The following is a 25,693-nucleotide window of genomic DNA, read 5'->3' on the forward strand; positions in this document are numbered from 1 at the left end:
ACTCGAGCACTCCCTCGTTGGGCAGACATCAGTCCCGGCCGTGCTTCACTCAGCGGAATTGCACGCCTTCGAACTGGCCGCTGCTGCGCCACTCGTCGATATATTTGAAATAGGCCAGCGCGCCCGCCGGATAACCGACATTGAGCTTGGCCGCAGGCCCGGGCTCGCGTCCCTCATTGTTGTAATAGCCGGGCGTGCAATCGGGGCCGCCGATCATCCGGCCGACCGCGGTCAGCAGCAACTCGACCCAGCGGTCCTCGGCGTCCTTGCTGACTTCGATTTCCCTGAAGCCATTGGCCTGTGCGTGTCCGACCATCAGGGCGATGGTGCGCGCGGCTTCGGTCAGATTGTGCGGCACGTTGGAGATCAGATTGGCGCCCTGCGTTGGTTGCACGAAGAACAGGTTGGGGAAGCCATGGACGTGGATGCCGTGCTTGGTGCGCATGCCCTCGCCCCAATAATCCGACAACTTGATGCCGTCGCGGCCCGTCGCGTCGAATCCCGCCCGCCGCTTGTATTCGGTGCCGACTTCGAAACCCGACGCGTAGATGATGCAGTCGAGCTTGTATTCCTTGCCGGCGACGACGATCCCGTTCTCGGTGATCTCCTCGACGCCCTTGCCGTCGGTATCGACCAGATGGGTGCCCGGGGTGTTGAACGCCTGCAGATAGGCATCGTGGAAGCATGGCCGCTTGCAGAGCTGGCCGTACCAGGCCTTGAGATTCCTGGCCGTCTCGGGATCGCGGACGATGGTGTCGACCCGGTTGCGGATCTCCTCCATCTTCTCGAAGTCGGAATCCTCGAACGCCGCCCGCATGTTTTCCACGCTGCGCTGCTCGCGCGGCAGCAGCATGATCTTGGCGCGGATCCGCTTCGACAGGTCGGTCCAGCCGTCCTGCACCAGATCCTCTTCGGCCGATCCGCCGGCCTGGTTGGCGGTGAAGTTCTCCAGCCAGCGCTGTTGCCAGCCCGGGGTTGCGATATCGGCAAACCAGGCGGGATCGATCGGGCCGTTGCCGCGCACGTCGACCGAAGACGGCGTGCGCTGGAATACGTAGAGCTCCTTGCAGGCACGCGCGAGGTGCGGAATGCATTGCACCGACGTTGCGCCGGTGCCGATGATGCCGACGCGCTTGTCGGCAAGCTTGTCCATCAGCGCGCCCCGGGGATCGCCGCCGGTGTAGTCGTAATCCCAGCGGCTGGTATGGAACGAGTGGCCCTTGAAGCGCTCGATGCCGGCAATGCCGGGCAGCTTCGGCACATGCAGCGGGCCGGTGCCGATGCCGACATATTGCGCGGTGAAGGTGTCGCCCCGCGTCGTACGGATGATCCAGCGCGATTGCGCGGCGTCCCAATCGAGGCCCGTCACCTCGGTGTGAAACAGCGCATTGTCGTAGAGATTGAACTGCCGCCCGATCCGCTGGCAGTGCGCCAGGATCTCCGGCGCATGCGCGTATTTCTCCGACGGCATGTGGCCGGTCTCTTCGAGCAGCGGCATGTAGACCATCGACGCGGTGTCACACTGCGCGCCGGGATATCGGTTCCAGTACCAGGTGCCGCCGAAATCGCCGCCCTTCTCGACGATGCGGACATCCTTGACGCCGGCCTCGGTCAGCCGCGCCGCAGTGGCGAGCCCGGCAAAGCCGCCGCCGATAAAGGCGAAGGTGACGTGATCCGTCTTCGGTGCGCGCTCGACCACCGGCGTGTAGGGATCCTCGAGATAATGCGCGAGCTGGCCCTTGATCTGGAGATACTGGTCATTGCCGTCGGGACGGAGCCGCTTGTCGCGCTCCTCGCGGTACTTCGAGCGCAACCGCTCCTTGTCGATCGCGGCGGGCTTTGCGTCTCGGGCTTGCTCGGTCATCGTCATCGGAAGGGCGCCTCGTTCCAGCGGTTTTTTGTCCTTGTTCCCGGCAGATAAACAAATCTCGACACGACTTGCAAATTCATTTCGATATCTTGACAGATTGGCTAACCGGAGATCATTATTTTGCATGACAGTGATTTCTCCTGCCGAAATTCAGGCGGATCCGTCCTTTGCGACCACGCTGGCCCATGGGCTCGACGTGCTCGCGGCCTTCCGCCGTCACCCGGGCTCGCTGTCGAATGCCGAGCTTGCGCTGCACACCGGCCTGTCGCGGCCGACGGTGTCGCGGCTGACCTATACGCTGGAGCAGCTCGGCTATCTCAGGCGCGACGCCAAGGGCCGCTTCGTGCTCGGGCTCGGCGCGCTCGCCGCCGCCTATCCGGTACTGTCCTCGCTGAAGGTGCGCCAGCTTGCCCGCCCGCTGATGCGCGACTTCGCCACCTATGCCGGCGGCACGGTGTCGATCGCAATGCCGTTCGGGATCGACTTCATCTATGTCGAGACGCTGCGCACGACGGATACGGCGCCGCATGTGCCCGACGTCGGCTTCGTCAGCACACTGGCGCCGACCGCGGTCGGACGCGCTCTGCTGTCGTTATTCACCGAGCCGGAGCTCGGCGCCTATGTGGCGCGCGTCAAGGCCGAGCGCCCAGATGAATTCGATTACGTGCAGAAGCGCACGTTGCCGGATGTGGAGTTATGCCGCCAGCGCGGCTTTGCCATCTCACTCGGCGAATGGCGGCGCGAGATCTTCGGCGTTGCCGCCCCGCTCTATCGCACGCCGGGCGGCGAGTGCCTGTCGGTCAATTGCGGCGTCCCTTCCTATCGCTTCAGCGCCGAGCAGATCGAGCGTGAATGCGGCCCGCGCATCCTCGGTCTCGCCCGCAGCATCCGCGCGCTGGTGATGGAAGAATAGAGCGCGCCGCATGCCCACTTTCGTCATTCCGGGGCTCGCCGCAGGCGAGAACCCGGAATCCATTTGGCCGCATGGTTCGTGGAAGAACGGATTCCGGGTTCCACGCTAACGCGTCGCCCCGGAACGACATGTGGAGAGGGCGAAACGAAATCCAAAGCTCGATCGATTCACGTCACGAGAATCCATCTCTGCGAGTTGTTGTTATTGGAGCGTGAACAAACTCGCCGTCGTCCTGGCGAAAGCCAGGACCCATTACCCCGACTGCCAATTGTTGCACGACGCTGTAGCGACGATCCCTCTCACAACATCCATTCGTGATTATGGGTCCTGGCGTTCGCCAGGACGACGGCGGACTTCGCATATGCATCATGCAATGCTGCGGCTGTGGAACGGGATGCCGGCGTAGTACATGGCGGTCCCGGAGACAGTTTCAGGCATGCTCGAGAAGACCCCGACCACCGCGGCAGCGGCGCCGATCACCGATGGATTGCCGTGGGAACGGCGGCGCTGGGCGGTGGCCGCGATCTTCACGGCGCTGGCGATGGCCTCGCTCGACACCGCGATCGCCAACATCGCGCTGCCCGCGATCGCCAGCGATCTGCATGTAAGCCCTGCCGAAGTGGTCTGGGTCGTCAATGTCTATCAGATCGCGCTGGTCGCGACGCTGCTGCCGCTCGGCGCGCTCGGTGAAATCGTCGGCCACCAGCGGATCTATCTCGGCGGCCTGCTGCTGTTCACATTGGCGTCACTCGGCTGTGCGCTGGCGTGGTCACTGCCGAGCCTGCTGGTCGCGCGGACCCTGCAAGGGCTCGGCGCCAGCGGCCTGATGAGCGTCAACACCGCGCTGGTGCGCTTCGTCTATCCGAGCCGGATGCTCGGCCGCGGCTTCGGCCACAACGCGCTGGTCGTTGCGACGGCGTTCACATTGGGACCGACCATCGCCTCCGGCATCCTCGCGCTCGGCCCATGGCCGTGGCTGTTCGCCGTCAACATTCCGTTCGGCATCATCGCATTGCTAATCGGCATGAAGACGCTGCCGAAGACGCCACGCGCCAAACACGCCTTCGACTTCCTCGGTGCAGCCCTTGCCTGCGCCTGCCTCGGCCTCTTCATCATCGGCATCGGCAGTGCCGCCCACAAGACCGCGCCATCGCTTGTCATCGCCGAGCTGATCGGAGCCATCCTGTTCGGCTGGATCCTGACCCGCCGCCATGCCGATCATCCGGCGCCGATGCTGCCGATCGACCTGTTCCGCCGCCCGATCTTCGCGCTGTCGGCCGCGACCGCAGTCTGCTCATTCGCTGTGCAGGGCCTCGCCTTCGTGTCGCTGCCGTTCTATTTCGAGGACATCCTGCATCGCTCGCAGGTCGAGACCGGCTTCTTCATGACGCCTTGGCCGCTGGTGGTTGCGTTCATGGCGCCGATCGGGGGCCGGCTGTCGGATCGCTATCCGGCCGGCATCCTCGGCGGCATCGGCATGCTGTTGCTGGGCCTTGGCATGGTGCTGCTCGCGACCCTGCCGGCCGAACCCAGCGTCGCCAACATCGTCTGGCGCACCATGATCTGCGGCATCGGTTTCGGCTTCTTCCAGACCCCCAACATGAAGGCGATCATGGCGAGTGCGCCGTCGCATCGCAGCGGCAGCGCCAGCGGCATCGTTGCGACCGCGCGGCTGACCGGGCAGACGATCGGCGCCGCCCTCGCCGCCCTCTGTTTTGCCCTGGCCGATCGCGAGGGCGCCACCGTCGCACTGGCATTGGGCGCAGGCTTCGCCGCACTCGGCAGCGTGATGAGCTTCCTGCGCCTGGCCGTCGCCTCACCGCAAAAGACATAACAGGCATGTAGCGCGCGCAGAGGCGCGACCTTACACCGCTGCATCAACTTTCTTCCGCACTGCAAGCGCATATTCTTGATTTGAACCGTTCCAGTTTCGAGGCCAACATCGCGCTGAAGTCCAGTCGGAGGATTGGACCATTCAGGGGAACGCGATGGCAAACCTCAAGATCAACGGCAAGACAACCACGGTAGACGTCGAGGACGACACGCCACTGCTCTGGGCGATCAGAGAGAATGTCGGACTGACGGGGACCAAATACGGCTGCGGCATTGCACAATGCGGCGCCTGCACCGTGCATGTCGACGGGGTCGCGATGCGCTCCTGCGGTGTCACGGTCGGCGAGGTGGCCGGCAAGGACATCACCACGATCGAGGGTCTCGCGGCGGGCGGCGTGATGCACAAGGTGCAGCTCGCCTGGATCGCCAGCGACGTGCCGCAATGCGGCTATTGCCAGAGCGGCATGATCATGGCCGTCGCGGCACTCCTGAAGGAGAACCCGAAGCCATCAGACGATGACATCAACGACGCCATCACCAACATCTGCCGCTGCGGCACCTTCCAGCAGGTGCGCGAGGCGATCCATGCTGCCGCGAACGCGTGAGGAAGCAGCCATGAATCTGCAAGTCAACCAGCACGTCAAGCTCAATCGCCGCGCCTTCGTGATCGGCACGGCCACCGCCGGCGCCGGCCTCGCGCTCGGCCTCGATCTGCCGTTCGGCGGCCCAGCCGTGGTCCGCGCAGCCGATGGCGCGCCTGAAGTGAATGCCTGGGTCGTGATCCGGCCCGACGATACCGTGGTGATCCGCATCGCCCGCTCCGAGATGGGTCAGGGCACGCTGACCGGCCTCGCTCAGCTTGTCGCTGAAGAACTGGAATGCGACTGGTCGAAGGTCACCACCGAATATCCGACGCCCGGCCAGAGCGTCGCCCGCAAGCGCGCCTGGGGCGATTTCTCGACCGGCGGCAGCCGCGGCATCCGCACCTCGCAGGACTATGTCCGCAAGGGCGGCGCCACCGCGCGCGTGATGCTGATCCAGGCCGCGGCCAATGAGTGGAAGGTGCCGGCCGCGGAGTGCAAGGTCTCCAACGGCGTCATCACCCACACGGCGTCGGGCAAGACCACGACCTACGGCAAGGTCGCGGAAGCCGCCGCCAGGCTCGAGCCGCCGGCCGACGTCAAGCTGAAGGATCCGAAGGACTGGACCATCGCCGGCAAGGGCCTGAAGCGGCTCGATACCGTCGACAAGACCACCGGCAAGATGATCTATGGCATCGACGTCAAGCTGCCGGGCATGCTGAACGCCGCGATCAAGGACTGCCCGGTGTTCGGCGGCAAGGTGAAGAGTTTTGACGAAGCCAAGATCGCCAACATGAAAGGCGTCAAGAAGGTGGTGCCGGTCGGCGACAGCGCTGTTGCCGTCGTCGCCGACACCTGGTGGCGCGCCAAGACTGCGCTGGATGCGCTGCCGATCGTCTGGGACGAAGGCGACAACGCAAAAGTCTCCAGCGAGACGATCGCGAAGTGGCTTGCCGAAGGTCTCGACAATGCGCAGCCGGCCTATGTCGGCAACCAGAACGGCGATGCCAAGGCAGCGATCGCAAGCGCGGCCAAGAAGGTCGAAGCGGTCTACAGCTACCCCTACCAGAACCACGCCACGATGGAGCCGATGAACGCCACCGTGCTCTACACGCCTGACAAATGCGAGGTGTGGTGCGGCACGCAGAATGGCGAGGCGGCGTTCGCCGCAGCGCTCGAGGCCTCCGGCCTGCCCGCCGAGAAGGTCGACGTGCACAAGCTGATGCTCGGCGGCGGCTTCGGTCGGCGCGGCATGACCGACTATGTCCGGCAGGCGGTGGCGATCGCCAAGCAGATGCCGGGCACGCCGATCAAGCTGCTGTGGTCGCGCGAAGAGGATATGCAGCACGGCAAATATCACCCGGTCACGCAGTGCAAGCTGACCGGCGCGTTCGATGCCGACGACAACCTGGTGGCGCTGCACTACCGGTTGTCCGGCCAATCCATCCTGTTCTCGGTGCGCCCGGAAGCGCTGCAGAACGGCATGGACCCCGCCGCGTTCCAGGGCGTCGCGCAATCCGGCGAAGCCGCGATCGGCTATTCGGTGCCGAACCTGCTGGTCGAGCATTCGATGCGCAATCCGCACGTCCCGCCGGGCTTCTGGCGCGGCGTCAACGTCAATCACAACGCGATCTACATGGAATGCTTCATGGACGAGCTTGCCCAGGCTGTCGGCCAGGACCCGCTCGAATTCCGGCGCAAGCTGATGGGCAAGAATCCCAAGCATCTTGCCGTGCTCAATGCGGTCGCTGAGAAGATCGGCTGGGGCACGCCGGCGCCGCAGGGCGTTTATCGCGGCATCGCGCAGGTGATGGGCTATGGCAGCTATGTTGCCGGCGCCGCCGAGATCTCGGTGACCGACGGCAGCAAGATCAAGGTGCATCGCATCGTCGCCTCCACCGATCCCGGCTATGTCGTCAATCCGGCGCAGGTGGAGCGGCAGATCGCGGGCTCCTTCGTCTATGGTCTCAGCGCGCTGTTCTACGGCGGCTGCACCGTGAAGGACGGCCGCATCGAGCAGACCAATTTCGACACCTACAACTCAATGCGCATCAACGAAATGCCGAAGGTCGAAGCTGTGATGGTGCCGAGCGGCGGGTTCTGGGGTGGCGTCGGCGAGCCGACCATCGGCGTTGCGGCGCCGGCGGTGCTCAACGCCTATTTCGCCGCGACCGGAAAGCGCATCCGCTCTTTCCCGCTGCGCAACCAGAACATCTCCTTCGCCTGATCAAACCCGAAGCGGCGGCCTGAGCGGCCGCCGCTTCCTTATTCCGGATTGTCGTGCATGGCCGTCTCGCGTCATCAGACGCGCAGGGATGTGATCCGTGGCGTCGCTGCCGTCGCGGCGGCGGCATTGGCGCGTCCGTCGCTGGCGCAAGCAGCGCCGCGCATCGCGGTAATCGGCGGCGGCTTCGGCGGAACGGCCTGCGCGCGGGCGCTGCGGCGGCGCGACGCAAAACTCCAGGTCACGTTGATCGAACCGAACAAGACTTTTACCGCGTGCCCGTTCAGCAATGAAGTGATCGCCGGCCTGCGCGAACTCACCGCACAGCAATTCACCTACGACAAGGTCGCGGCTGACGGCATCACGGTCGCCGCTCAGGCGGCCACCAAGATCGACGCGCAGGCGCGCGGCATTGCACTCGCTGATGGCACGACGCTCCCCTACGATCGGCTTGTGCTGGCCCCCGGCATCGACATGCACTTCGATGCCCTGCCCGGCTATGACGAGGCCAACGCCGAAAAGATGCCGCACGCCTGGAAAGCCGGCGAGCAGACGGTGCTGCTGCGCCGGCAGCTCGAGGCGATGGACGACGGCGGCCTCGTCGTGATCGCGGTGCCGGCCGCACCGCTGCGCTGCCCGCCGGCGCCTTACGAGCGCGCCAGCCTGATCGCGCATTACCTGAAGGCGAACAAGCCGAAGTCGAAAATCCTGGTGCTCGACGCCAAGGACAATTACTCGCAGCAGAAACTGTTCGAGAAAGCCTGGGCCGAACTCTATCCCGGCATGATCGAACGGATCGCGCTGTCGCAGGGCGGGCGCGTCACGTCGGTCAATCCGGCCACCAACGAGATCGTCACCGATTTCGGCAATTACACCGCGGCGGTCGCCAACGTGATCCCGCCGCAGCGCGCCGGTCGCATCGCCGAGATCGCCGGCGCGGCTGATCACACCGGCTGGTGCCCGATCGATCCGGTGAGCTTTGCCTCAAAACTCGTGCCAAATATCCACGTCATCGGCGATGCCGCAATCGCCGGCGGGATTCCAAAATCCGCCTCCGCCGCGGCAGCGCAAGGCCGCGCCTGTGCGGCAGCGATCGTGAATTCACTGGCCGGCAAGGCGCCGGACACGCCACGGCTCGATGGCGCCTGCTACAACACCGTGGCTCCCGGCTACGCATTCTCGTTGAAGGGCATCTATCAGCCGAAGGACGATCAGTACGCCGAGGCCGAGGTGACCACGAGCCCGGTCGAAGCGCCGCGCGAGCTCCGTCAGCACGAGGCCGATCAGGCGGTCGACTGGTTCAAGGCGATCACGGGAGAGGCCTTTGGCTAGGCTCGCGCTCGCGATGTTCCTCGCCGCCGGACTGCTCGCGGCCTGCGCGCCTGCCGGCGCCGAGACGCTACGGCCTTACGCCGTGGTGGGCGATGCCATCCCGCAATCGCTGACGGGAACCAAGGGTGACGTCACCCGCGGCCGCGCGCTGATCGTCGAGCGTTCGTCCACTTGCATCCTCTGCCACAGCGGCCCATTTCCGGAGCAGGCGTTCCAGGGCGACCTCGCGCCGAACCTCTCCGGAAGCGGCGCGCGTTGGTCGGAAACACAATTGCGGCTGCGGCTGGTCGATGCGTCGCACCTCGATGCGGCGACGATCATGCCGTCCTATTATCGCGTCGACGGTCTCACACGGGTCGGCAATTCATGGCGCGGCAAGCCTATCCTGTCGGCGGAGCAGATCGAGGATATCGTGGCCTATCTGGTAACGTTGCGGAACTAGGATCAAGCATGGTGGATTCGAATCAAACCAGGCGAACGTTTCTGAGCCTTACCGGCGGTGCTGCCGTGATGGTCATCGTCCGTCCCGTGGCCGCCACACCGGCGATGCAGTCGGCGGCGATACGCAACATCGTCGGCGAGGCCAACGTGCGGACCGGCAAGGTCAGGCTCGATATTCCGCCGCTGGTCGAGAACGGCAACACCGTCCCGATGACGGTCAGCGTCGAAGGCCCGATGACGGCGGAGGCATATGTGAAGAGCATCTACGTCTTCAACGAGAAGAACCCGCAGCCGAATATCGGCAATTTCTATCTCGGGCCGCGCGCCGGGCGCGCCCAGGTGTCGACCCGCATTCGCCTCGCCGACAGCCAGAAGGTCACCGCGATCGCGCGGCTGTCCGACGACACGTTCTGGTCCGCGACCGCCGACGTCGTGGTGACGCTCGCCGCCTGCACCGAGGAGGCGATCTGATGCCGTCGGCCCTGATCAACGTGCCGAAGAAGGCCAGGCGCGGCGACGTGATCGAGATCAAGACGCTGATGTCGCACATCATGGAGACAGGCTATCGCCACACCGCCTCCGGCGACGTGGTGCCGCGCGACATCATCACGAGCTTCACTTGCCGCTTCAACGGCGTGGAAGTATTCCGCGCCGACCTTTATCCGGCAATCGCGGCCAATCCGTTCATCACTTTCTTCACCACCGTGACCGAGAGCGGCAGGTTCGAATTCGAATGGATCGGCGACAAGGGATTTTCGGAGACCGCGCAGGCTTCGATCACGGTCGAATGAGGATTGCGCTCTGCATTGCGCTGCTGACGGCGCTGGCGGGCGCGGCGCTCGCTGCCGAGATTCCGCTGGACCAGCGCCGCTCCGGCTATAGCTTCATGAGCCCGGACACCAGGGCAATGCAGGACGAGGACACCGCCAATCCAGGCATGCTCTCCGTGCTCGACGGCGAGGCCTTGTGGAAGCGCAAAGCCGGCACCGCGGACAAGGCCTGCGCTGACTGCCACAGCGATGCGCGCGTCACCATGAAGGGTATCGCTGCGCGTTATCCCGCGTTCGAGAAGGCACTGGGACGGCCGGTCGACCTCGAAGGGCGGATCAACCTCTGTCGTGCCAATCACCAGCAGGCCTCGCCCTTCGCCTACGAAAGCCGGGAGCTGTTGGCACTGACGGCCTATGTCGCGCAGCAATCGCGCGGCGAGCCGATCGCAGCCGGCGACGATCCGGAGCTGACGCCGTTCGTCGAGAAGGGCCACGCGCTGTTCGTGCAGCGGCAGGGCCAGCTCAACCTGGCCTGCGCCAACTGTCACGACGACAATTGGGACAAGAAGCTCGCGGGGAGCGCGATCACGCAGGGACAACCGACCGGCTATCCGCTCTACCGGCTGGAATGGCAGTCGCTCGGATCGCTGCAGCGCCGGCTGCGCGCCTGCATCACCGGCATCCGGGCACAGGCCTATGATTACGGCTCGCCGGAGCTGGTCGAGCTCGAGCTCTATCTGATGACACGGGCGCGCGGCATGCCGGTGGAGACGCCGGCCGTCAGGCCGTAACGCTAACCGCATCACCGGAAACGACGCGAAGCAACCCATTGCTCCCGGCTGTACCGGAAGATGGGTTGCTTCGTCGCTTCAGCGCAAGATTGCTGTGCAATCTTGTCGCGAACCCTTCGCAATGACGGGGCTAGGGATCACTGCGAAGATCAACGCTCTGCGAACGCTTTCTCGACCACGAATTGGGCGGGCTCGCCGTGATTGCCCTCGGCGAAGCCACGGCCGTTCAGCATCGTGCGGGTGTCGGCGACCAGCGCCGGCGAGCCGCAGATCATGACGCGGTCATGCGCGGCATCGAGCGCCGGCAGCCCGATATCGGCGAACAGCTTGCCCGAGGTGATGAGGTCGGTGATGCGACCGCGGTTGCGGAACGGATCGCGCGTCACGGTCGGGTAATAGATCAGCTGGTCGCGCACCAGATCGCCGATCAGTTCGTCCTGCGGCAGCGTCTCGGTGATCATCTCGCCATAGGCGAGCTCCTTGACGCGGCGACAGCCGTGCAGCAGCACGACCCTCTCGAAGCGATCATAGGTCTCGGGATCCTTGATCACGCTGAGGAACGGCGCGAGGCCGGTGCCGGTGCCGATCAGATAGAGATTGCGGCCGTCCTCGAGATTGTCGATGACAAGCGTGCCGGTAGCCTTGCGGCTGACGATGATCTCGTCGCCCTCCTTGAGGTGCTGGAGACGCGAGGTGAGCGGGCCGTCCGGAACCTTGATCGAGAAGAATTCCAGCGTGTCCTCGTAATTCGCGCTGGCGACGCTGTAGGCGCGCAGCAGCGGCTTCTCGCCGACCTTGAGCCCGATCATGGTGAACTCGCCGTTGCGGAAGCGGAACGACGAATTGCGCGTGGTCTTGAACGAGAACAGCGTGTCGGTCCAGTGATGAACGCTGAGGACGCTTTCCCGGTTGAAATTGCTCATCGCACCAATCCCTGATTTGTGCTGCGGCGGGGAAGGACTTGAACCCTGTTGACCGGCCGGATCGTTTGTATACGATCATTCGTATACGAATGAATAATCCGGCTTGATCCAAAAGTCAAGCCGGGCTCAAATTCCCGGGCAATTCGGCAGAAACAGAAGGAAAACACCCATGGCTCACGACGCGCCCCAGGCCACCGGCCCCAGCAAGCTGGTGATCCGCAATATCGGGCTGTTGCTGTCGGGAGCGCTGGAGAAGCCGATTCTGGACGCCGATACCATCGTCGCCGAGAACGGCAAGATATCAGCGATCGGCCGCTTCAAGGACGTCGATACCGAAGGCGCCACCACGATCGTCGATGCCATGGGAACGACGGTCGCACCCGGCCTGATCGACAGCCACGTCCATCCGGTCGCCGGCGACTGGACGCCGCGGCAGAACCAGATCAACTGGATCGACAGCTATCTGCATGGCGGCGTCACCACCATGATCTCCGCCGGCGAGGTACACATGCCCGGCCGGCCGCGCGACGTGGTCGGCGTCAAGGCGATGGCGATCTTCGCGCAGCGCGCGTTCTGGACGTTGCGGCCCGGCGGTGTGAAGGTGCATGCTGGCGCGCCCGTGATCGAATGCGAGATGGTAGAGGACGATTTCAAGGAGATGGCCGCCGCCGGCGTTAAGCTGCTCGGCGAGGTCGGGCTCGGTGGCGTGAAGGACGGCCCCACCGCCCGGAAAATGGTCGGCTGGGCGCGCAAATACGGCATCCAGAGCACGATCCACACCGGCGGCCCGTCGATACCGGGATCGGGCCTGATCGACAAGGACGTGGTGCTGGAGGCCGACACCGACGTGGTCGGTCACATCAATGGCGGCCACACCGCACTGCCCGACGACCAGATCCGCTGCATCTGCGAGGGTTGCAAGCGCGGCCTCGAGCTGGTGCACAACGGCAATGAGCGCTCGGCGCTGTTCACGCTGCGCACCGCGCGCGAGATGGGCGACCTGCACCGCGTCATCCTCGGCACCGATGCGCCGGCGGGCTCCGGCGTACAGCCGCTCGGCATCCTGCGCATGGTCTCGCTGTTGTCCTCGCTCGGCGAGCTGCCCGCCGAGCTGGCGTTCTGCCTTGCGACCGGCAACACCGCGCGGATGCGCGAGCTCGATTGCGGCCTGATCGAGGTCGGCCGCTCCGCCGATTTCGTGCTGATGGACAAGGCGCAGCATTCACCGGGCAAGAACATCCTGGAGAGCGTTCAGCTCGGCGACCTCCCCGGCATCGGCATGACCATCATCGACGGCATCGTCCGCACCCAGCGCAGCCGCAACACCCCGCCCGCGGGCAAGGTGCCGGAGATCGTGGCGAAGTAGGCACGCTGTCGTCATTGCGAGGAGCGAAGCGACGAAGCAATCCACATCGCCGCAGGCGGAAAATGGATTGCTTCGCTATGCTCGCAATCGCGTAGATGGAGCAGTACGTATCATCACCGCAGCTTCCCGAGCAGCGCCATCAGCGTCTCGCGCTCCTTGGCGTCGAGCGGCGCCAGCGTCTCCCTCGAGATCACAAGCGCATTCGGCGCGGCCTTGTCGGCCATCTGCTGGCCGGCGCGCGTCAGGCTCACCAGCAGCCGGCGGCCGTCATTGGGATCGGGTGCGGTCTCGGTCAGGCCGCGCGCGGTCAAGCGGTCGATCACGCCCTTGATGGTCGCAACGTCCATCGAGGTCAGCCGCCCCAGCTGGTTCTGCGAGCACGCGCCGACCTCAGACAGTTTCGACAGCGCCGCCCATTGCGTCGGCGTCAGGCTGATGCCGATCTCGCGGGCGAAGATCACGGCGTGACGCTGCGACACCTGGCGCAGGATGAAGCCGATCTGCTCGTCCAGCACATAGCCCGGCTTTGCGGCCTTCACGCTTCGCTTCGGTGCAGCACTCCGCGCCATTGTCTTAACCCCTGCCCTTTACAGCGACAGATGCGCGTCGCGGACATCCGGACGCGCATCAAGTTCGGCCATGGTGCCGCCGAAGCAGATCCGGCCCCGCTCGATGATGTAGGCGCGATCCGAGATCAGCCGGGCGAAATGCAGGTTCTGCTCTGACACAACGATGCTGACGCCCTCTTGCTTCATCGCCAGGATCGCATCGACCATCTGCTCGACGATCTTGGGCGACAGGCCCTCCGAGGGTTCATCGAGCAGCACCAGCGACGGATTGCCCATCAGCGTGCGCGCGATCGTCAGCATCTGCTGCTCGCCGCCGCTCATCCGCCCGCCGGGCCGGCCGCGCATCTCGCCGAGATTGGGAAACAGCTTGAACAACTTGTCGCGATCCCATTGCGGCGCGCCCGGTCGCTTCGGCTGGCGGCCGACCTCGAGATTTTCCTCGACCGTCAGATCCGTGAAGATACGCCGCTCCTCCGGGACGTAGCCGAGCCCGCCGCGCACGATCGCATGCGTCGGCAGCGTTGACACGTCCTTGCCCTCGAACATGATGCGGCCGGAACGGTTCTCGACCAGGCCGACGATGGAGCGGAACGTGGTCGACTTGCCGGCGCCGTTGCGGCCGAGCAATGCGACCACCTCACCTTCGCCGACCTCGAGCGCGATGTCGAACAGGATATGCGCCGGGCCGTAAAAGCTGTTGAGGTCGTTCACCGTGAGCTTCATGCCGATGCTCCCTCGCGGTGCCTTGCGTCGTAGAGCAGGCCTTCGCCGAGATAGATCGCCCGCACCTGCGCGTTGCCGCGAACCTCCTCGGGCGAGCCCTCGGCGATCAGGCTGCCGCGGTTCAGCACCAGGATCCGGTCGGCATGCTCGAACACCACGTCCATGTCATGTTCGGTGAACAGCACGCCGATCGACTGCTCGCGGGCGATCCGCGCCGTCAGCCGCATCAGCTCGATGCGCTCGCGCGGTGCCATGCCGGCGGTCGGCTCGTCCATCAACAAGAGCTTCGGCTGGTTGGCGAGCGCGATCGCAAGCTCCAGCCGCTTGACGTCGCCATAGGCAAGCTCGCCGCAGGGCCGCTCCGCATAGGCACCCATGCCGACCAGATCGAGCAGCCGCCCGGCCTCGTCGCGGGCCTGACGCGCAGTCGAAGCCCACAGATTGAACAGTTGCCCGCCATGCGACACCAGCGCGACCTGCACATTCTCGCGCACCGTCATGGTCGGGAACGTCGCTGCAATCTGGAACGTGCGCCCCACCCCCATGCGCCAGACCACGCGCGGCTTCTTGCCGGTGGTCTCCTCGCCCAGCACGCGGATGCGGCCGCTATCGGGAATGTTCTGGCCATTCAGCATGTCGAAGCAGGTGCTCTTGCCGGCACCGTTCGGTCCGATCAGCGCCAGGATCTCGCCGGCACGCAACTCGAACGAGACGCCGCGCACCGCGTGCACGCCGCCATAGGATTTGGTCAGCCCCTCGACCGACAACAATGCGGGGACCATGCTCATTCGGCGGTCTCTATGCGGGAGGTGAGCAGGGGCGAGGCCGACGAGGGCGATTTACGCCGCCGGCGCATGACTGCTTCCAGCGTACCGACGATGCCCTTCGGGAACGCGACCACGATCAGCACGACAAAGCCGCCGAGCACGAGCTTCGACCAGTCGGTCTGGCTGACCAGCCAGATGTTCAGCGCCTTGTAGACGATGGCGCCGACCACCGCGCCGGACACCGTCTCGACGCCGCCGAGCAGCACCATGACCAGCGCGTCGACCGACAGCGAGATGCCCATATTGTCCGGGAAGACGCTGCCCTTGAGATAGGCGAACAGCGCGCCGGCGAGGCCTGCGACCGTGCCCGCGATCACGAAGGCGGTCCACTGGATGCGCTTGCCGTTGATGCCGATTGCCTCGCTGCGCAGCGGCGAATCGCGTGTCGCGCGCAGCGCAAAGCCGAACGGCGAGAACACGATGATACGGAGGATCACCACGGCAAGCGCGGCGATGCCGAGCGACAGCCAATAGAAATGCGACGGGCTCCCCGCCCATTTTTCCGGCCAGACGCCGAGAATGCCGTTGTCGCCGCCGGTCACCGACACCCATTGGAACGCGATCGACCAGACGATCTGGGCAAAGGCCAGGGTCAGCATCGCGAAATAGACGCCCGAGAGCTGCACGGCGAAGAAGCCGAACACGGCGGCGCCCATAAGGCCGAGCAGCGGCCCGAGCAGCAGGCAGGCGATCATCGGCAAGCCCGCCATCTTGGCGAGCAGCGCCACGCCATAGGCGCCAAGGCCGAAATAGGCCGCGTGCCCGAACGAGGCGAGCCCGCCGACCGACATCAGGAAATGCAGGCTGACCGCGAAGATCACGAAGATCGCGATCTCGGAGCCGACGGTGAGCACGTAGTTGCCGGCGACGAACGGCAGCGCAGCGGCGACGATGAGCACGGCGATCGCGGCAAGCCGTTCGTTCGTCGTCAGCGGCCGCCATGGATTGACGGTGAGACCCGGCGTGCGCCGCGCCGGCGCCTCCGGCTTGCCGAACAGCCCCCACGGCCGGACGATCAGCACCACCGCCATTACCAGGAACACCAGGATGATGGAGATCTTCGGAAAGATCAGGATGCCGAACGCGTTGAGCTCGGACACCAGCACAGCCGCGACGAAGGCGCCGATGATGCTGCCGAGGCCGCCGATCACGACCACGACGAAGACCTCGACGATGACGCGCAGGTCCATCGCGTGGTTGACCGCATCGCGCGGAATCTGCAGCGCGCCGCCGAGCGCGGCGAGGAAGACGCCGAGCGCGAACACACTGGTGAACAGCCATTTTTGATTGACGCCGAGCGCCGCGACCATGTCGCGGTCCTGTGTCGCCGCGCGCACCAGCACGCCCCAGCGGGTGCGCTGGAACAACAGCCAGAGCACGCCGAGCACGACCGGCCCGAGCACGATCAGGAACAGGTCGTAGCTCGGAATATTCTGGCCGAAGAAATCGATCGCGCCCTTGAAGCCCGGCGCGCGGCGGCCGACGAGATCATCCGGCCCCCAGATCAGCACCACGAGGTCCTCGACCATCAGGGTGAGGCCGAAGGTCGCCAGCAGCTGGAACAGCTCCGGCGAATGGTAGATCCGGCGCAGCAGCACCATCTCAACCAGCACGCCGATTGCGGCAACCGCCAGCGCGGCGATGACGATGCCGCCCCAGAAGCCGAATGCGCCCGAGAAACGCTCGGTCAGGGTGAAGGCGACATAGGCGCCGAGCATGTAGAACGCGCCATGCGCGAAGTTCACGATCCGCGTCACGCCGAAGATGATCGACAGACCCGAAGCGACCAGGAACAGCGACGCCGCGCTGGCAAGACCGGTCAGGAACTGGACGATATAGAAGGCCATAGGCGGTCCGCGTTGGAGTTTTTCTTCACCTCGCCCCGCCTGCGGGGAGAGGTCGAATTCAAGCGCAGCTTGAATTCGGGTGAGGGGAACTCTCCACGAGCCCACTCTTGGAGACGTCCCTCGTCCTAACCCTCTCCCCGTAAGAACAGGGAGAGGGGAAACTAAGAGGCCTCAATCCTTCGGCCGCATCTTCTCGATCTCGGCATCGCCAGGCAGATAGTCCGAACCCTTGCGATAGGCGGTATCGACCATGATGCCCTTGCCGTCCTTCAGCGCGGTCTTGCCGGTGAAGGCGCCGAGCGTCGACTGGTGGTCGATCTTGCGGAAGGTGATCTCGCCGAACGGCGACGGCGTCGAGATGCCTTCGGCCGCCGCGATCAGCTTCTCCGGATCGCTCGAGCCGGCCTTGGCGAGGATTGCCGCCGCCGCCTTGATGGTCTGGTAGCCCACGATCGAGCCGAGCCGCGGATAGTCGTTGTACTTGGCCTGATAGGCCTTGAGGAACGCGTCGTGCTCCGGCGTCTTGATCGAATACCAGGGATAGCCGGTGACGATCCAACCCTCGGGCGTCTCGTCCTTCAGCGGATCGAGATATTCCGGCTCGCCGGTCAGGAAGCTCACCACCGTGCGCCCCTTGAACAGGCCGCGGGTGTTGCCCTCGCGCACGAGCTTGACGAGGTCGGCGCCGAAAGTGACGTTGAGGATCGCCTCCGGGTTCGCGGCGGCGGTCGCCTGCACCACCGGGCCGGCGTCGATCTTGCCCTGCGGCGGCCACTGCTCGTCGACCCACTGGATATCAGGCCGCTTCTCCGACATCAGCTTCTTGAACACCGCAACCGCCGACTGGCCGTATTCATAGTTCGGCGCGATGGTCGCCCAGCGTTTTGCGGGAAGTTTGGCGGCTTCTGCCACCAGCATCGCGGCCTGCATGTAGTTCGACGGCCGCAGGCGGAAGGTGTAGCGATTACCCTTCGACCAGGTGATCGCGTCGGTCAGCGGCTCAGCCGCGAGGAAGAACACCTTCTTCTGGTTGGCGAAGTCAGAGACCGCGAGGCCGATATTCGACAGGAACGTACCGGTTAGCATCGCGACATTCTCGCTCGACACCAGTTCGTTGGCCGCGGTCTGCGCATCCGCCGGCTTGCCGCCATCATCCTTGGAAATGACGACGAGCTTCTTGCCATTGATGCCGCCGGCGGCATTGATCTCCTCCACCGCGAGCTGCCAGCCCTTGCGATAGGGCTCGGTGAACGCCGGCAGCAGCGAATAGGAGTTGATCTCGCCGATCTTGATTTCGCTCTGCGCCATGGCCTGCGTCGTCATGGCGCCCGTTGCCATGGCCGCGACCGCGATCGCCAATCCCGCCCCTACGAAATAACCACGCATCCCGTCCTCCAGTTTCCTTGAAAGAGATTAACGCAATCCGTCTTCGCCTTTGACTTCGCCGACCGTCAGCCCGCCGACGCGCGGCAGCGGCCGCCCGCTGTCGGTGACCGCAACCGCGACCATGATCTCGTTGGCCCGCGGCGCATCGTTGATCTGCACCTCCATGCCGTCGAAATGGCTGCGCACGAAGGCCGCATCCTTGTGCCCGAGCGGAATATCCAGCGTGGTGCCGGGCCCCGAGCGCTTCTTCGACGACGGGATCAGCGCCGCGCCCTTCGACAGCACCTTGCGCACCGGCGCACCCATTTTCGGATGCAGGATCGCGGCCGCGTGCTCGAGCTCGCCATTCTCGCCGACAGCGGCGGCCTTGCCGTAGCTGTGCGCCTTGGCACCATCGATGCCGAGCGCGGCGACGGCCCGCTTGGAGAGCAATTCACCGAGTTCCTCGCCGATCGCGATCAGCGGCGACAGATCCTCGACATAACGTCCGGCGAAGGGATTCTCGATCACGGCGATGGCGGCGGCGCGGCGGGTCGGCGGCGCGATGGTCTTGCCCATCTCCAGATGGATCTCCTCGACCACGGTGACGATCTTGCGAATAACGGCGCTCATTGTGCCTCGCTCCCGGTCATGCCTGCAGCATGTGTTCTATCGTTCGTTCCTGAAACGCGTGCGACTTCGGCGCCCCGATCCCAGTTGCACCAACAAGCCGCGTTTCGCCCAGTAGACGCAATGCCGCGCCCTCGATCAATCCCGACATCAGGAGCATGCGCGCCCGCGCCGCGCCCGCCTCGAGCGCCTGCCCAATCTCGTGTTCCGCCAAATTCTCCACATCGCGCGTCACCAGTCGTCCACCGAGGTCGCTGTCGGGCTGCAATTCGTTGGCCGGAACGCGCATGATCGCGGGATGGCCGGGCAGATCGACCGCGTTGGCGATCACGGTCGCAGCCGCATCGGCCTGCGATGCCGTTCGCGCCAGCACGGTGACGGCGTCGGCGATGCCAAGCGAGAAGCTGCGGCCGTGGCGGCCGCTGGTCGCAATCCCACGGACCGGCATGTCGGCATCGACCGACATCGTGCGCATCACGCCATGACGGTCTGGCCGGTCCATCAGGCCGACGGTAAATTGTTCGCCCTCGCCGAGATGCAACGCGATATCGCCGCCATTGTTGACATAGCCGCGGTCGAGCGCCGCTACGCGCAACATCGTACCGAGGATTTCCTCGGCGACCGAGCCCGCGACGGCGGCCATCGGCGTGATGAAGCAATCCGCGGCAAACGGCGCGACCGCCGCATGCATGCGCCGCGCGACCACGCCCTTCAGCAAGCAGCGATCGGGATGCGCCGCGCTGCGCAGTTCGGCAAGTTCCGAGCAGAGTTCATCGAGCAGACCGGTCAAGTGCTCCGCCGCCGCCTGATAGGCGGATCGAACTTCCGCATCCCTGCCCCTGGCTTCGATGACGAGATCAATGGGCCCATCCTGCAAATGCAGCCGCTTGCCGTCAGGAAGAAGCGCGATTTGCGGGAGCCGCGTCATGCGTGCCGCCCGGGCAGGTACGGCATCGGCCGGATGTCGGCGCTGTCCCGCAGCGACGACAGCGGACGGACATAATCCATATGGCCGCCGAGCGCCGCGTAGTCCGACAGCCGCATCGTGAACTCGATCGGCGCCACCAGTGCCGGGGTCGGCACATAACCGAAGGCGCCGGCCGGCATCTGCGTGACATCGACCATGTAGGTGATGCCGCCACCCGGCCACACGTACACCGGCGCGCCGCCGCTGGTCACGCGCGTCAGCGCGTCCTTCACCGAGCGCGTCAGCCGCACAGGATTGTCGGTGACGCCGGCGCGCAGCGATCCGCCCGCGCCGCCCATGAACAGCACGGTGCACAGCGCGGGTTCGCAATTCTCCTGGATGCGCTCGACCGAGAATCGGAGATCGGCCGGCATCTCGGTCTCGACCGGCTGCAACGCCTCGTCGAGCACGTAGTACGATGCATGCTCGCCGGTCGTCGAGACCATCAGCATGGTGAGCCCGGGCCGCGCCTCCTTGGCATTGAAGGGACCGAGGATCGACAGCGGATCGGAGATGTTGGTGCCGCCCCACCCGGTGCCGGGATCGGCGACCTGGAAATAGCGGCCGGGCGTCGAACGGCGGCCCTTCATCTTGATGCCGGTGTCGGCGATGTCGAGCAGCTTGCCGGCCTGGTGCTCGCTGAGCACGCCGGTGATGTGGTCGTCGACCACCACGACCTCATCGACCTTGCCGTGCCACTGCTTGGCGAACATGCCGATGGTGGCCGAGCCGCAGCCGACCCGCATCCGCTCTTCGGCCACACCGTTGACGATCGGCGGCTTGCCCGCTTGCACCACGACGGTGGCGCCGCCATCGATGGTCAGCTCCACCGCCTTGCAATTGGAGAGATCCATTAGCGTGTCGCAGGTGACGCGGCCCTCTTTCTTGGAGCCACCGGTCAGGTGATGCACGCCGCCGAGCGAGAGCATCTGCGAGCCATATTCGCTGGTCGTGACATGGCCGACCGCCTCGCCGTCCGCGCGCACAGTCGCGGTCTCCGGACCGAGATAGCGGTCGGTGTCGATTTTTACCTTGACGCCGCAATAGGAGAAGATGCCCTCGGTCACCACCGTGACCATGTCGACGCCGTCGACTTCCGACGACACGATGAACGGCGCCGGCTTGTAGTCCGGATAGGTGGTGCCGGCGCCGATCGCGGTGACGAACAGGTCGGGCTGCCGGACGATCTTGCCGTCCCAGTCGCCGCTGACCTGGAAAGGCACCAGCTTGCCGCCATGCGAGACGGTACGCTCCAGCACGACATGCGGATCGACCCGCACCAGCGTGCCATCATGATTGGCGTAACGGTCGCACGCGCCGGCCGCGCCCGGCTTGATGTAGCACATCACCGGACAGGCATCGCAGCGGATCTTGTCGCCGGCGGCGACGGTCATTGTGTCAGCCATCGTGACCAGACCTGGACTTGTGGCGGCGGTCGATCATACTGCGCTTCCGCCTCCGGTGCTTATCGTTCGTATACGAATGATCCTGCGCGCGAGCCCGGGACCTGTCAAGCGGCCTTTGCAATCAAAAGCTGCCCTTCGCTTGCGCACCCTGTTCATAAAGCGTGCACGCGCTGCAGCGCGGCATGCCGCCGCTTGCACGTTTGTACACAAACGTTATCCTCGTCTTCGATTTGACGCTGACGTTGCAGCGCAAACATCAGGGGAGAACCGGGGCAATGCGCCTGACCGTGAACGGCAGGAATCATGACGTCGACGCCGCTCCCGACACCGCATTGCTCTACGTGCTGCGCAACGATCTCGCATTGAACGGACCGAAATATGGCTGCGGGCTCGGCGAGTGCGGCGCCTGCGCGGTGCTGATCGACGGCGTCGCCGCGCGCGCCTGCGTGATTCCGATCGAGGGCTGTGCGGGACGCGACATCGTCACGCTGGAAGGGCTCGGCAGCCGCGAACATCCCGACCCGGTACAGGAGGCCTTCATCCGCGAGCAGGCCGCGCAGTGCGGCTACTGCCTCAACGGCATGATCATCACCACCAAGGCGCTGCTCACGCGCAATCCCAATCCTTCCGAGCATGAGGTGCTGGAAGCGCTGCGCTACAATCTCTGCCGCTGCGGCGCGCATATCGAAATCATCCGCGCCGCGATGCGCGCCGCCGGTCACGCGCTCGAGGCGCGCGGTTGATGGCGGGTCCGGAGCAACGCATGCGCGGCGCGCTGTCGGTGGTTCGCTCCGCGGTTCTTGGCGCGGAAGGCGCGTTCGAGACCTTCATCACCGTCACGGCTGAAGGTTCGGTCAACGCCTATAACGGCCATGTCGATCTCGGCACCGGCATCCGCACCGCGCTCGGACAGATCGTGGCCGAAGAGCTCGACGTCTCGTTTGCCCGCGTCGTGGTGATCCTCGGCGACACCGCCGTGGTGCCGAACCAGGGCGCGACGATCGCGAGCGAAACGATCCAGATCACCGCCGTTCCCTTGCGCAAGGCCGCAGCGCAAGCCCGGCATTTCCTGCTCTCGCGCGCGGCCGAGCGGCTGGAGCTACCGGTCGATGATCTCACCATCGAAGACGGCCTGATCCGTGGCCACGACAACCGCAGCGTCAGCTATGGCGAGCTGATCGCCGACGAGACCATCCGCCTCGAGCTCGCCGACGACGTTCAGGTCAAGGCGGTGAGCGCCTATTCCGTCGTCGGCAAGTCGGTGCCGCGCGTCGATCTGCCGGCAAAGGCCACCGGTGAGCTGGTCTATGTCCACGACGTGCGCGTGCCCGGCATGCTGCACGGCCGCGTCGTCCGCCCACCCTATGCCGGCGTCGACGCCGGCCCGTTCGTCGGCACCAGCCTGATCGCGGTCGATGAAGCCTCGGTGCGGGATATTCCCGGACTTGTCGCGGTGGTGCGGATCGGTGATTTCGTCGGCGTCGTCGCCGAACGCGAGGAGAACGCGATCAAGGCCGCCGCGCAGCTCAAAGTGAGCTGGAAGCCGGGACCTGATCTGACCGATCTCTCCGATATCGAGCAGGCGCTGCGCGCCAATCCATCGACGCCACGGCAGCTGATCGACAAGGGCGATGTTGATGCCGCGATTAAGGCGGCGGCCAAGCCGATGCAACGGACGTATCTCTGGCCCTATCAGATGCACGGCTCGATCGGCCCGTCCTGCGCGGTCGCCAGCTACGGAGACGATGGAATTCGCGTCTGGTCCGGCACGCAGAACCCGCACATCCTGCGCGGCGACCTCGCGCTCCTGATCCAGCGGCCGGAATCCGAGATCGACGTGATCCGGATGGAAGCCGCCGGCTGCTATGGCCGCAATTGCGCCGACGACGTCTCCGCAGACGCACTGCTGCTGTCGCGCGCGATCGGGAAGCCCGTGCGCGTGCAGCTCACCCGCGAACAGGAACATGCCTGGGAGCCGAAAGGCACCGCGCAGCTGATGGACGTCAATGGCGGGCTCAATGCCGATGGCAGCGTCGCCGCTTATGACTTCTCGACGCGCTATCCCTCGAACGGCGCGCCGACCTTGGCGCTGCTGCTCACCGGGCGGATCGCACCTGAAGCCGCAATGTTCGAGATGGGCGACCGCACCGCGATCCCGCCCTACGACTACGAGAATATGCGCGTGGTCGCCAACGACATGCCGCCGATCGTACGCGCTTCCTGGTTTCGCGGCGTCTCGGCGCTGCCGAACACCTTTGCGCACGAGTCCTATATCGACGAGCTCGCGGCCGAGGCCGAAGTCGATCCGATCGAGTACCGGCTGCGCTATTTGAAAGACAAGCGCGCGATCGATCTCGTCAACGCGGTCGCCGAACGCGCGGGCTGGACGCCGCGCCCGGTGCGGAAAGAGCCCGAGGCCGACGGCGACATCCTCCGCGGCCGCGGCTTCGCCTATGCGCTCTACGTGCACAGCAAGTTTCCCGGTTACGGCGCGGCATGGTCGGCGTGGATCGCCGATGTTGCGGTCAACAAGGCGACCGGCGATGTCAGCGTGACCCGCGTCGTCGCCGGCCAGGATTCCGGGTTGATGATCAATCCCGAGGGCGTGCGACACCAGATCGAAGGCAATGTGATCCAGTCGACCAGCCGCGCGCTGATGGAGGAGGTCTCCTTCGAGCGCGGCGCGGTGACGGCGCGGGAATGGGGCGCCTACCCCATCATCAAATTCCCTGAGCTGCCCAAAATCGATGTGCTGATGCTGCCGCGGCAGGACCAGCCGCCGCTCGGCGTCGGCGAATCCGCCTCGGTGCCGAGCGCGGCCGCGATCGCCAACGCGATCTATGATGCTACCGGCGTGCGCTTTCGCGAATTGCCGTTCACGCCGGAGCGCATTTTGAAAGGCTTGCGCGGCGAGCAACCCACAGCGCCTGCACCGCTGCCGCCGCCCGCGCGGCCGGCCGAGCTCAACCGATGGCAAAATCCGTTCGCAAAGCGCGGCGGCGTACTCGCCGGCATCGCCGCACTCTGCGCCGCGGCGCTTGGGATCGGCGCCGCCGTCCTGCCCTGGCGTGCGATCGCGCCGATCGCCCAGCCCGATGCCTCGGTCTATTCCGCGGCCACCATCGCGCGTGGCAAGGAGCTCGCGGCGCTCGGCGCCTGCGCCGTCTGCCACACGTCGGAGCATGGCGTGGTGAATGCCGGCGGCCGGCCGCTCGAGACGCCGTTCGGCACCGTCTACACGACCAACATCACGCCCGATGTCGACACCGGCATCGGCGCCTGGTCCTATCCCGCCTTCGAGCGCGCCATGCGCGAAGGCATTCACCGCGACGGGCGCCATCTTTACCCGGCATTCCCGTACACGCATTTCGCCAGGACCAATGATGCCGACCTGCAGGCGCTCTATGCCTACCTGACGGCGCAGGCGCCGGTGCGCGCGGCGACGCCGGCGAACACGCTCGCCTTTCCGTTCAACCTGCGGCCGCTGCTCGCCGGATGGAATGCGCTGTTCCATCGGCCTGATACGTTTCGGCCCGATCCATCGAAATCTGAGATCTGGAATCGCGGCGCCTACCTGATCGAAGGCCTCGGACATTGCAGCGCCTGCCATTCGCCACGCAATGGGCTCGGCGCCGAACGGCAGCGCGCCTATCTTGCCGGCGGCTTCGCGGAGGGCTGGGAGGCGCCGGCGCTGACCTCGCTATCGAAGGCGCCGATCCCATGGAGCGAAGACGAGCTCTACGCTTACTTGCGCACCGGCGAGTCACGCCTGCATGGCGTCGCCGCGGGACCGATGGCGCCGGTCGTAAAGGAGCTCGCCGCGCTGCCCGACCAGGACATCCGCGCGATGGCGGTCTACCTCGCCTCGTTCAACGAAGCCGCCGACCGGCCGGCTCACGATGCGCTCGCCGCGAAGCTCGAAGCCAGCACGGCCGTCACCACGGCCGCCTCGGCCGGCGGGCGGATCTATCAAGGCGCCTGCGCGGTCTGCCATGAGGTCGGCGGGCCGCCGCTGTTCGGCAGCCGGCCGTCGCTGGCGCTGAACAGCAATCTGCACAGCGATGTGCCCGACAATCTGATCCAGGTCATCCTGCACGGCATCGCCAAGCCGGCCGCAACCGATCTCGGCTACATGCCGGCCTTCAAGGACAGCATGAGCGACAGCCAGGTTGCTGAGCTTGTCGGCTTCCTGCGGCGCCAGTTTGCCCCCGCCAGGCCGGCCTGGGCCGATGTCGCCGCCACGGTTGGCCGTATACGGCAGACCATAGCGCGCTGACCTGCCATGTTCCGCCCGATACCCACTGGGCGGACCGCG

Annotated in this window: 22 protein-coding genes; 12 read left to right on the forward strand and 10 right to left on the reverse strand. The window is 65.4% G+C overall.

Features of this window, described 5'->3' with window-relative positions; translation table 11 throughout:
- Positions 1 to 49: 49 nt before the first annotated feature.
- Positions 50 to 1,870, reverse strand: a complete 1,821-nt coding sequence (locus ACTUWL_RS05885; RefSeq protein ID WP_021080751.1) for a flavin-containing monooxygenase — start codon at positions 1,868 to 1,870, stop codon at positions 50 to 52.
- A gap of 124 nt (positions 1,871 to 1,994) precedes the next feature.
- Here ACTUWL_RS05885 and ACTUWL_RS05890 point away from each other — a divergent pair, with 124 nt between their 5' ends.
- The 9 genes from ACTUWL_RS05890 (at position 1,995) to soxA (ending at position 10,755) form a co-directional block, all read left to right on the forward strand.
- Positions 1,995 to 2,783 carry an IclR family transcriptional regulator gene (locus ACTUWL_RS05890; protein WP_021080750.1) on the forward strand — a complete coding sequence of 263 codons (789 nt, stop codon included), beginning with the start codon at positions 1,995 to 1,997 and terminating at the stop codon, positions 2,781 to 2,783.
- Between the two features lie 436 nt (positions 2,784 to 3,219).
- Positions 3,220 to 4,617, forward strand: coding sequence for an MFS transporter (locus tag ACTUWL_RS05895; protein ID WP_035652504.1), 1,398 nt, complete (start codon positions 3,220 to 3,222; stop codon positions 4,615 to 4,617).
- 154 nt (positions 4,618 to 4,771) lie between these two features.
- Entirely contained in the window at positions 4,772 to 5,221 is a 450-nt protein-coding gene (locus tag ACTUWL_RS05900) for a (2Fe-2S)-binding protein (RefSeq protein WP_021080748.1), read from the forward strand.
- A 10-nt stretch (positions 5,222 to 5,231) separates the two neighbouring features.
- Positions 5,232 to 7,424 (forward strand): xanthine dehydrogenase family protein molybdopterin-binding subunit, encoded by a 2,193-nt coding sequence (locus ACTUWL_RS05905; protein WP_021080747.1) that lies wholly within the window; start codon positions 5,232 to 5,234, stop codon positions 7,422 to 7,424.
- 57 nt (positions 7,425 to 7,481) lie between these two features.
- Positions 7,482 to 8,753, forward strand: coding sequence for an NAD(P)/FAD-dependent oxidoreductase (locus tag ACTUWL_RS05910; RefSeq protein WP_021080746.1), 1,272 nt, complete (start codon positions 7,482 to 7,484; stop codon positions 8,751 to 8,753).
- A gap of 13 nt (positions 8,754 to 8,766) precedes the next feature.
- The gene (gene soxX / locus ACTUWL_RS05915) at positions 8,767 to 9,195 is read left to right on the forward strand and encodes a sulfur oxidation c-type cytochrome SoxX (RefSeq protein WP_035652501.1); all 429 of its coding nucleotides are present in this window, start codon (positions 8,767 to 8,769) and stop codon (positions 9,193 to 9,195) included.
- Positions 9,196 to 9,203: 8 nt separating this feature from the next.
- Complete coding sequence (locus ACTUWL_RS05920; protein ID WP_021080744.1) at positions 9,204 to 9,665, forward strand: SoxY-related AACIE arm protein; 462 nt, start codon at positions 9,204 to 9,206, stop codon at positions 9,663 to 9,665.
- Positions 9,665 to 9,985: a thiosulfate oxidation carrier complex protein SoxZ gene (soxZ, locus tag ACTUWL_RS05925; protein ID WP_021080743.1), complete on the forward strand. Its 321-nt coding sequence runs from the start codon at positions 9,665 to 9,667 to the stop codon at positions 9,983 to 9,985. The genes ACTUWL_RS05920 and soxZ overlap by 1 nt, the downstream gene beginning before the upstream one ends.
- Positions 9,982 to 10,755 carry a sulfur oxidation c-type cytochrome SoxA gene (soxA, locus tag ACTUWL_RS05930; RefSeq protein ID WP_021080742.1) on the forward strand — a complete coding sequence of 258 codons (774 nt, stop codon included), beginning with the start codon at positions 9,982 to 9,984 and terminating at the stop codon, positions 10,753 to 10,755. The genes soxZ and soxA overlap by 4 nt, the downstream gene beginning before the upstream one ends.
- A 149-nt stretch (positions 10,756 to 10,904) precedes the next feature.
- Here the strand turns inward: soxA and ACTUWL_RS05935 are convergent, their stop codons facing one another.
- Complete coding sequence (locus ACTUWL_RS05935) at positions 10,905 to 11,678, reverse strand: ferredoxin--NADP reductase (protein WP_021080741.1); 774 nt, start codon at positions 11,676 to 11,678, stop codon at positions 10,905 to 10,907.
- A 169-nt stretch (positions 11,679 to 11,847) separates the two neighbouring features.
- Between ACTUWL_RS05935 and ACTUWL_RS05940 the strand changes: the two genes are divergently transcribed.
- Entirely contained in the window at positions 11,848 to 13,044 is a 1,197-nt protein-coding gene (locus ACTUWL_RS05940) for an amidohydrolase family protein (protein ID WP_021080740.1), read from the forward strand.
- Between the two features lie 113 nt (positions 13,045 to 13,157).
- On the opposite strand, the gene ACTUWL_RS05945 is transcribed toward ACTUWL_RS05940, so the two are convergent.
- The 8 genes from ACTUWL_RS05945 to ACTUWL_RS05980 all read right to left on the reverse strand — a co-directional run bounded on the left by ACTUWL_RS05945 (position 13,158) and on the right by ACTUWL_RS05980 (position 21,378).
- Positions 13,158 to 13,613, reverse strand: coding sequence for a MarR family winged helix-turn-helix transcriptional regulator (locus ACTUWL_RS05945; protein ID WP_021080739.1), 456 nt, complete (start codon positions 13,611 to 13,613; stop codon positions 13,158 to 13,160).
- 18 nt (positions 13,614 to 13,631) lie between these two features.
- Complete coding sequence (locus ACTUWL_RS05950; RefSeq protein WP_021080738.1) at positions 13,632 to 14,336, reverse strand: ABC transporter ATP-binding protein; 705 nt, start codon at positions 14,334 to 14,336, stop codon at positions 13,632 to 13,634.
- On the reverse strand, positions 14,333 to 15,124 hold the full coding sequence (locus tag ACTUWL_RS05955) for an ABC transporter ATP-binding protein (protein ID WP_021080737.1): 792 nt from the start codon (positions 15,122 to 15,124) through the stop codon (positions 14,333 to 14,335). Before ACTUWL_RS05955 ends, ACTUWL_RS05950 begins: the two co-directional genes overlap by 4 nt.
- Positions 15,121 to 17,010, reverse strand: a complete 1,890-nt coding sequence (locus tag ACTUWL_RS05960) for an ABC transporter permease (protein WP_021080736.1) — start codon at positions 17,008 to 17,010, stop codon at positions 15,121 to 15,123. The genes ACTUWL_RS05955 and ACTUWL_RS05960 overlap by 4 nt, the downstream gene beginning before the upstream one ends.
- Positions 17,011 to 17,181: 171 nt before the next feature.
- On the reverse strand, positions 17,182 to 18,396 hold the full coding sequence (locus ACTUWL_RS05965) for an ABC transporter substrate-binding protein (RefSeq protein ID WP_021080735.1): 1,215 nt from the start codon (positions 18,394 to 18,396) through the stop codon (positions 17,182 to 17,184).
- A 27-nt stretch (positions 18,397 to 18,423) separates the two neighbouring features.
- The gene (locus ACTUWL_RS05970) at positions 18,424 to 19,008 is read right to left on the reverse strand and encodes an amino acid synthesis family protein (protein WP_021080734.1); all 585 of its coding nucleotides are present in this window, start codon (positions 19,006 to 19,008) and stop codon (positions 18,424 to 18,426) included.
- A gap of 16 nt (positions 19,009 to 19,024) precedes the next feature.
- Complete coding sequence (locus tag ACTUWL_RS05975) at positions 19,025 to 19,933, reverse strand: UPF0280 family protein (RefSeq protein WP_021080733.1); 909 nt, start codon at positions 19,931 to 19,933, stop codon at positions 19,025 to 19,027.
- Positions 19,930 to 21,378 carry a hypothetical protein gene (locus ACTUWL_RS05980; protein ID WP_021080732.1) on the reverse strand — a complete coding sequence of 483 codons (1,449 nt, stop codon included), beginning with the start codon at positions 21,376 to 21,378 and terminating at the stop codon, positions 19,930 to 19,932. Before ACTUWL_RS05980 ends, ACTUWL_RS05975 begins: the two co-directional genes overlap by 4 nt.
- A 275-nt stretch (positions 21,379 to 21,653) precedes the next feature.
- Here ACTUWL_RS05980 and ACTUWL_RS05985 point away from each other — a divergent pair, with 275 nt between their 5' ends.
- Together ACTUWL_RS05985 and ACTUWL_RS05990 are read left to right on the forward strand one after the other, a co-directional pair.
- Positions 21,654 to 22,121, forward strand: coding sequence for a (2Fe-2S)-binding protein (locus tag ACTUWL_RS05985; RefSeq protein ID WP_021080731.1), 468 nt, complete (start codon positions 21,654 to 21,656; stop codon positions 22,119 to 22,121).
- A gap of 20 nt (positions 22,122 to 22,141) precedes the next feature.
- A complete protein-coding gene (locus ACTUWL_RS05990; RefSeq protein WP_291736597.1) occupies positions 22,142 to 25,654 on the forward strand; it encodes a molybdopterin cofactor-binding domain-containing protein in 3,513 nt (1,170 codons plus the stop codon).
- Positions 25,655 to 25,693: the final 39 nt, after the last annotated feature.

The organism is Bradyrhizobium sp. WCU1 (genome assembly GCF_053474805.1).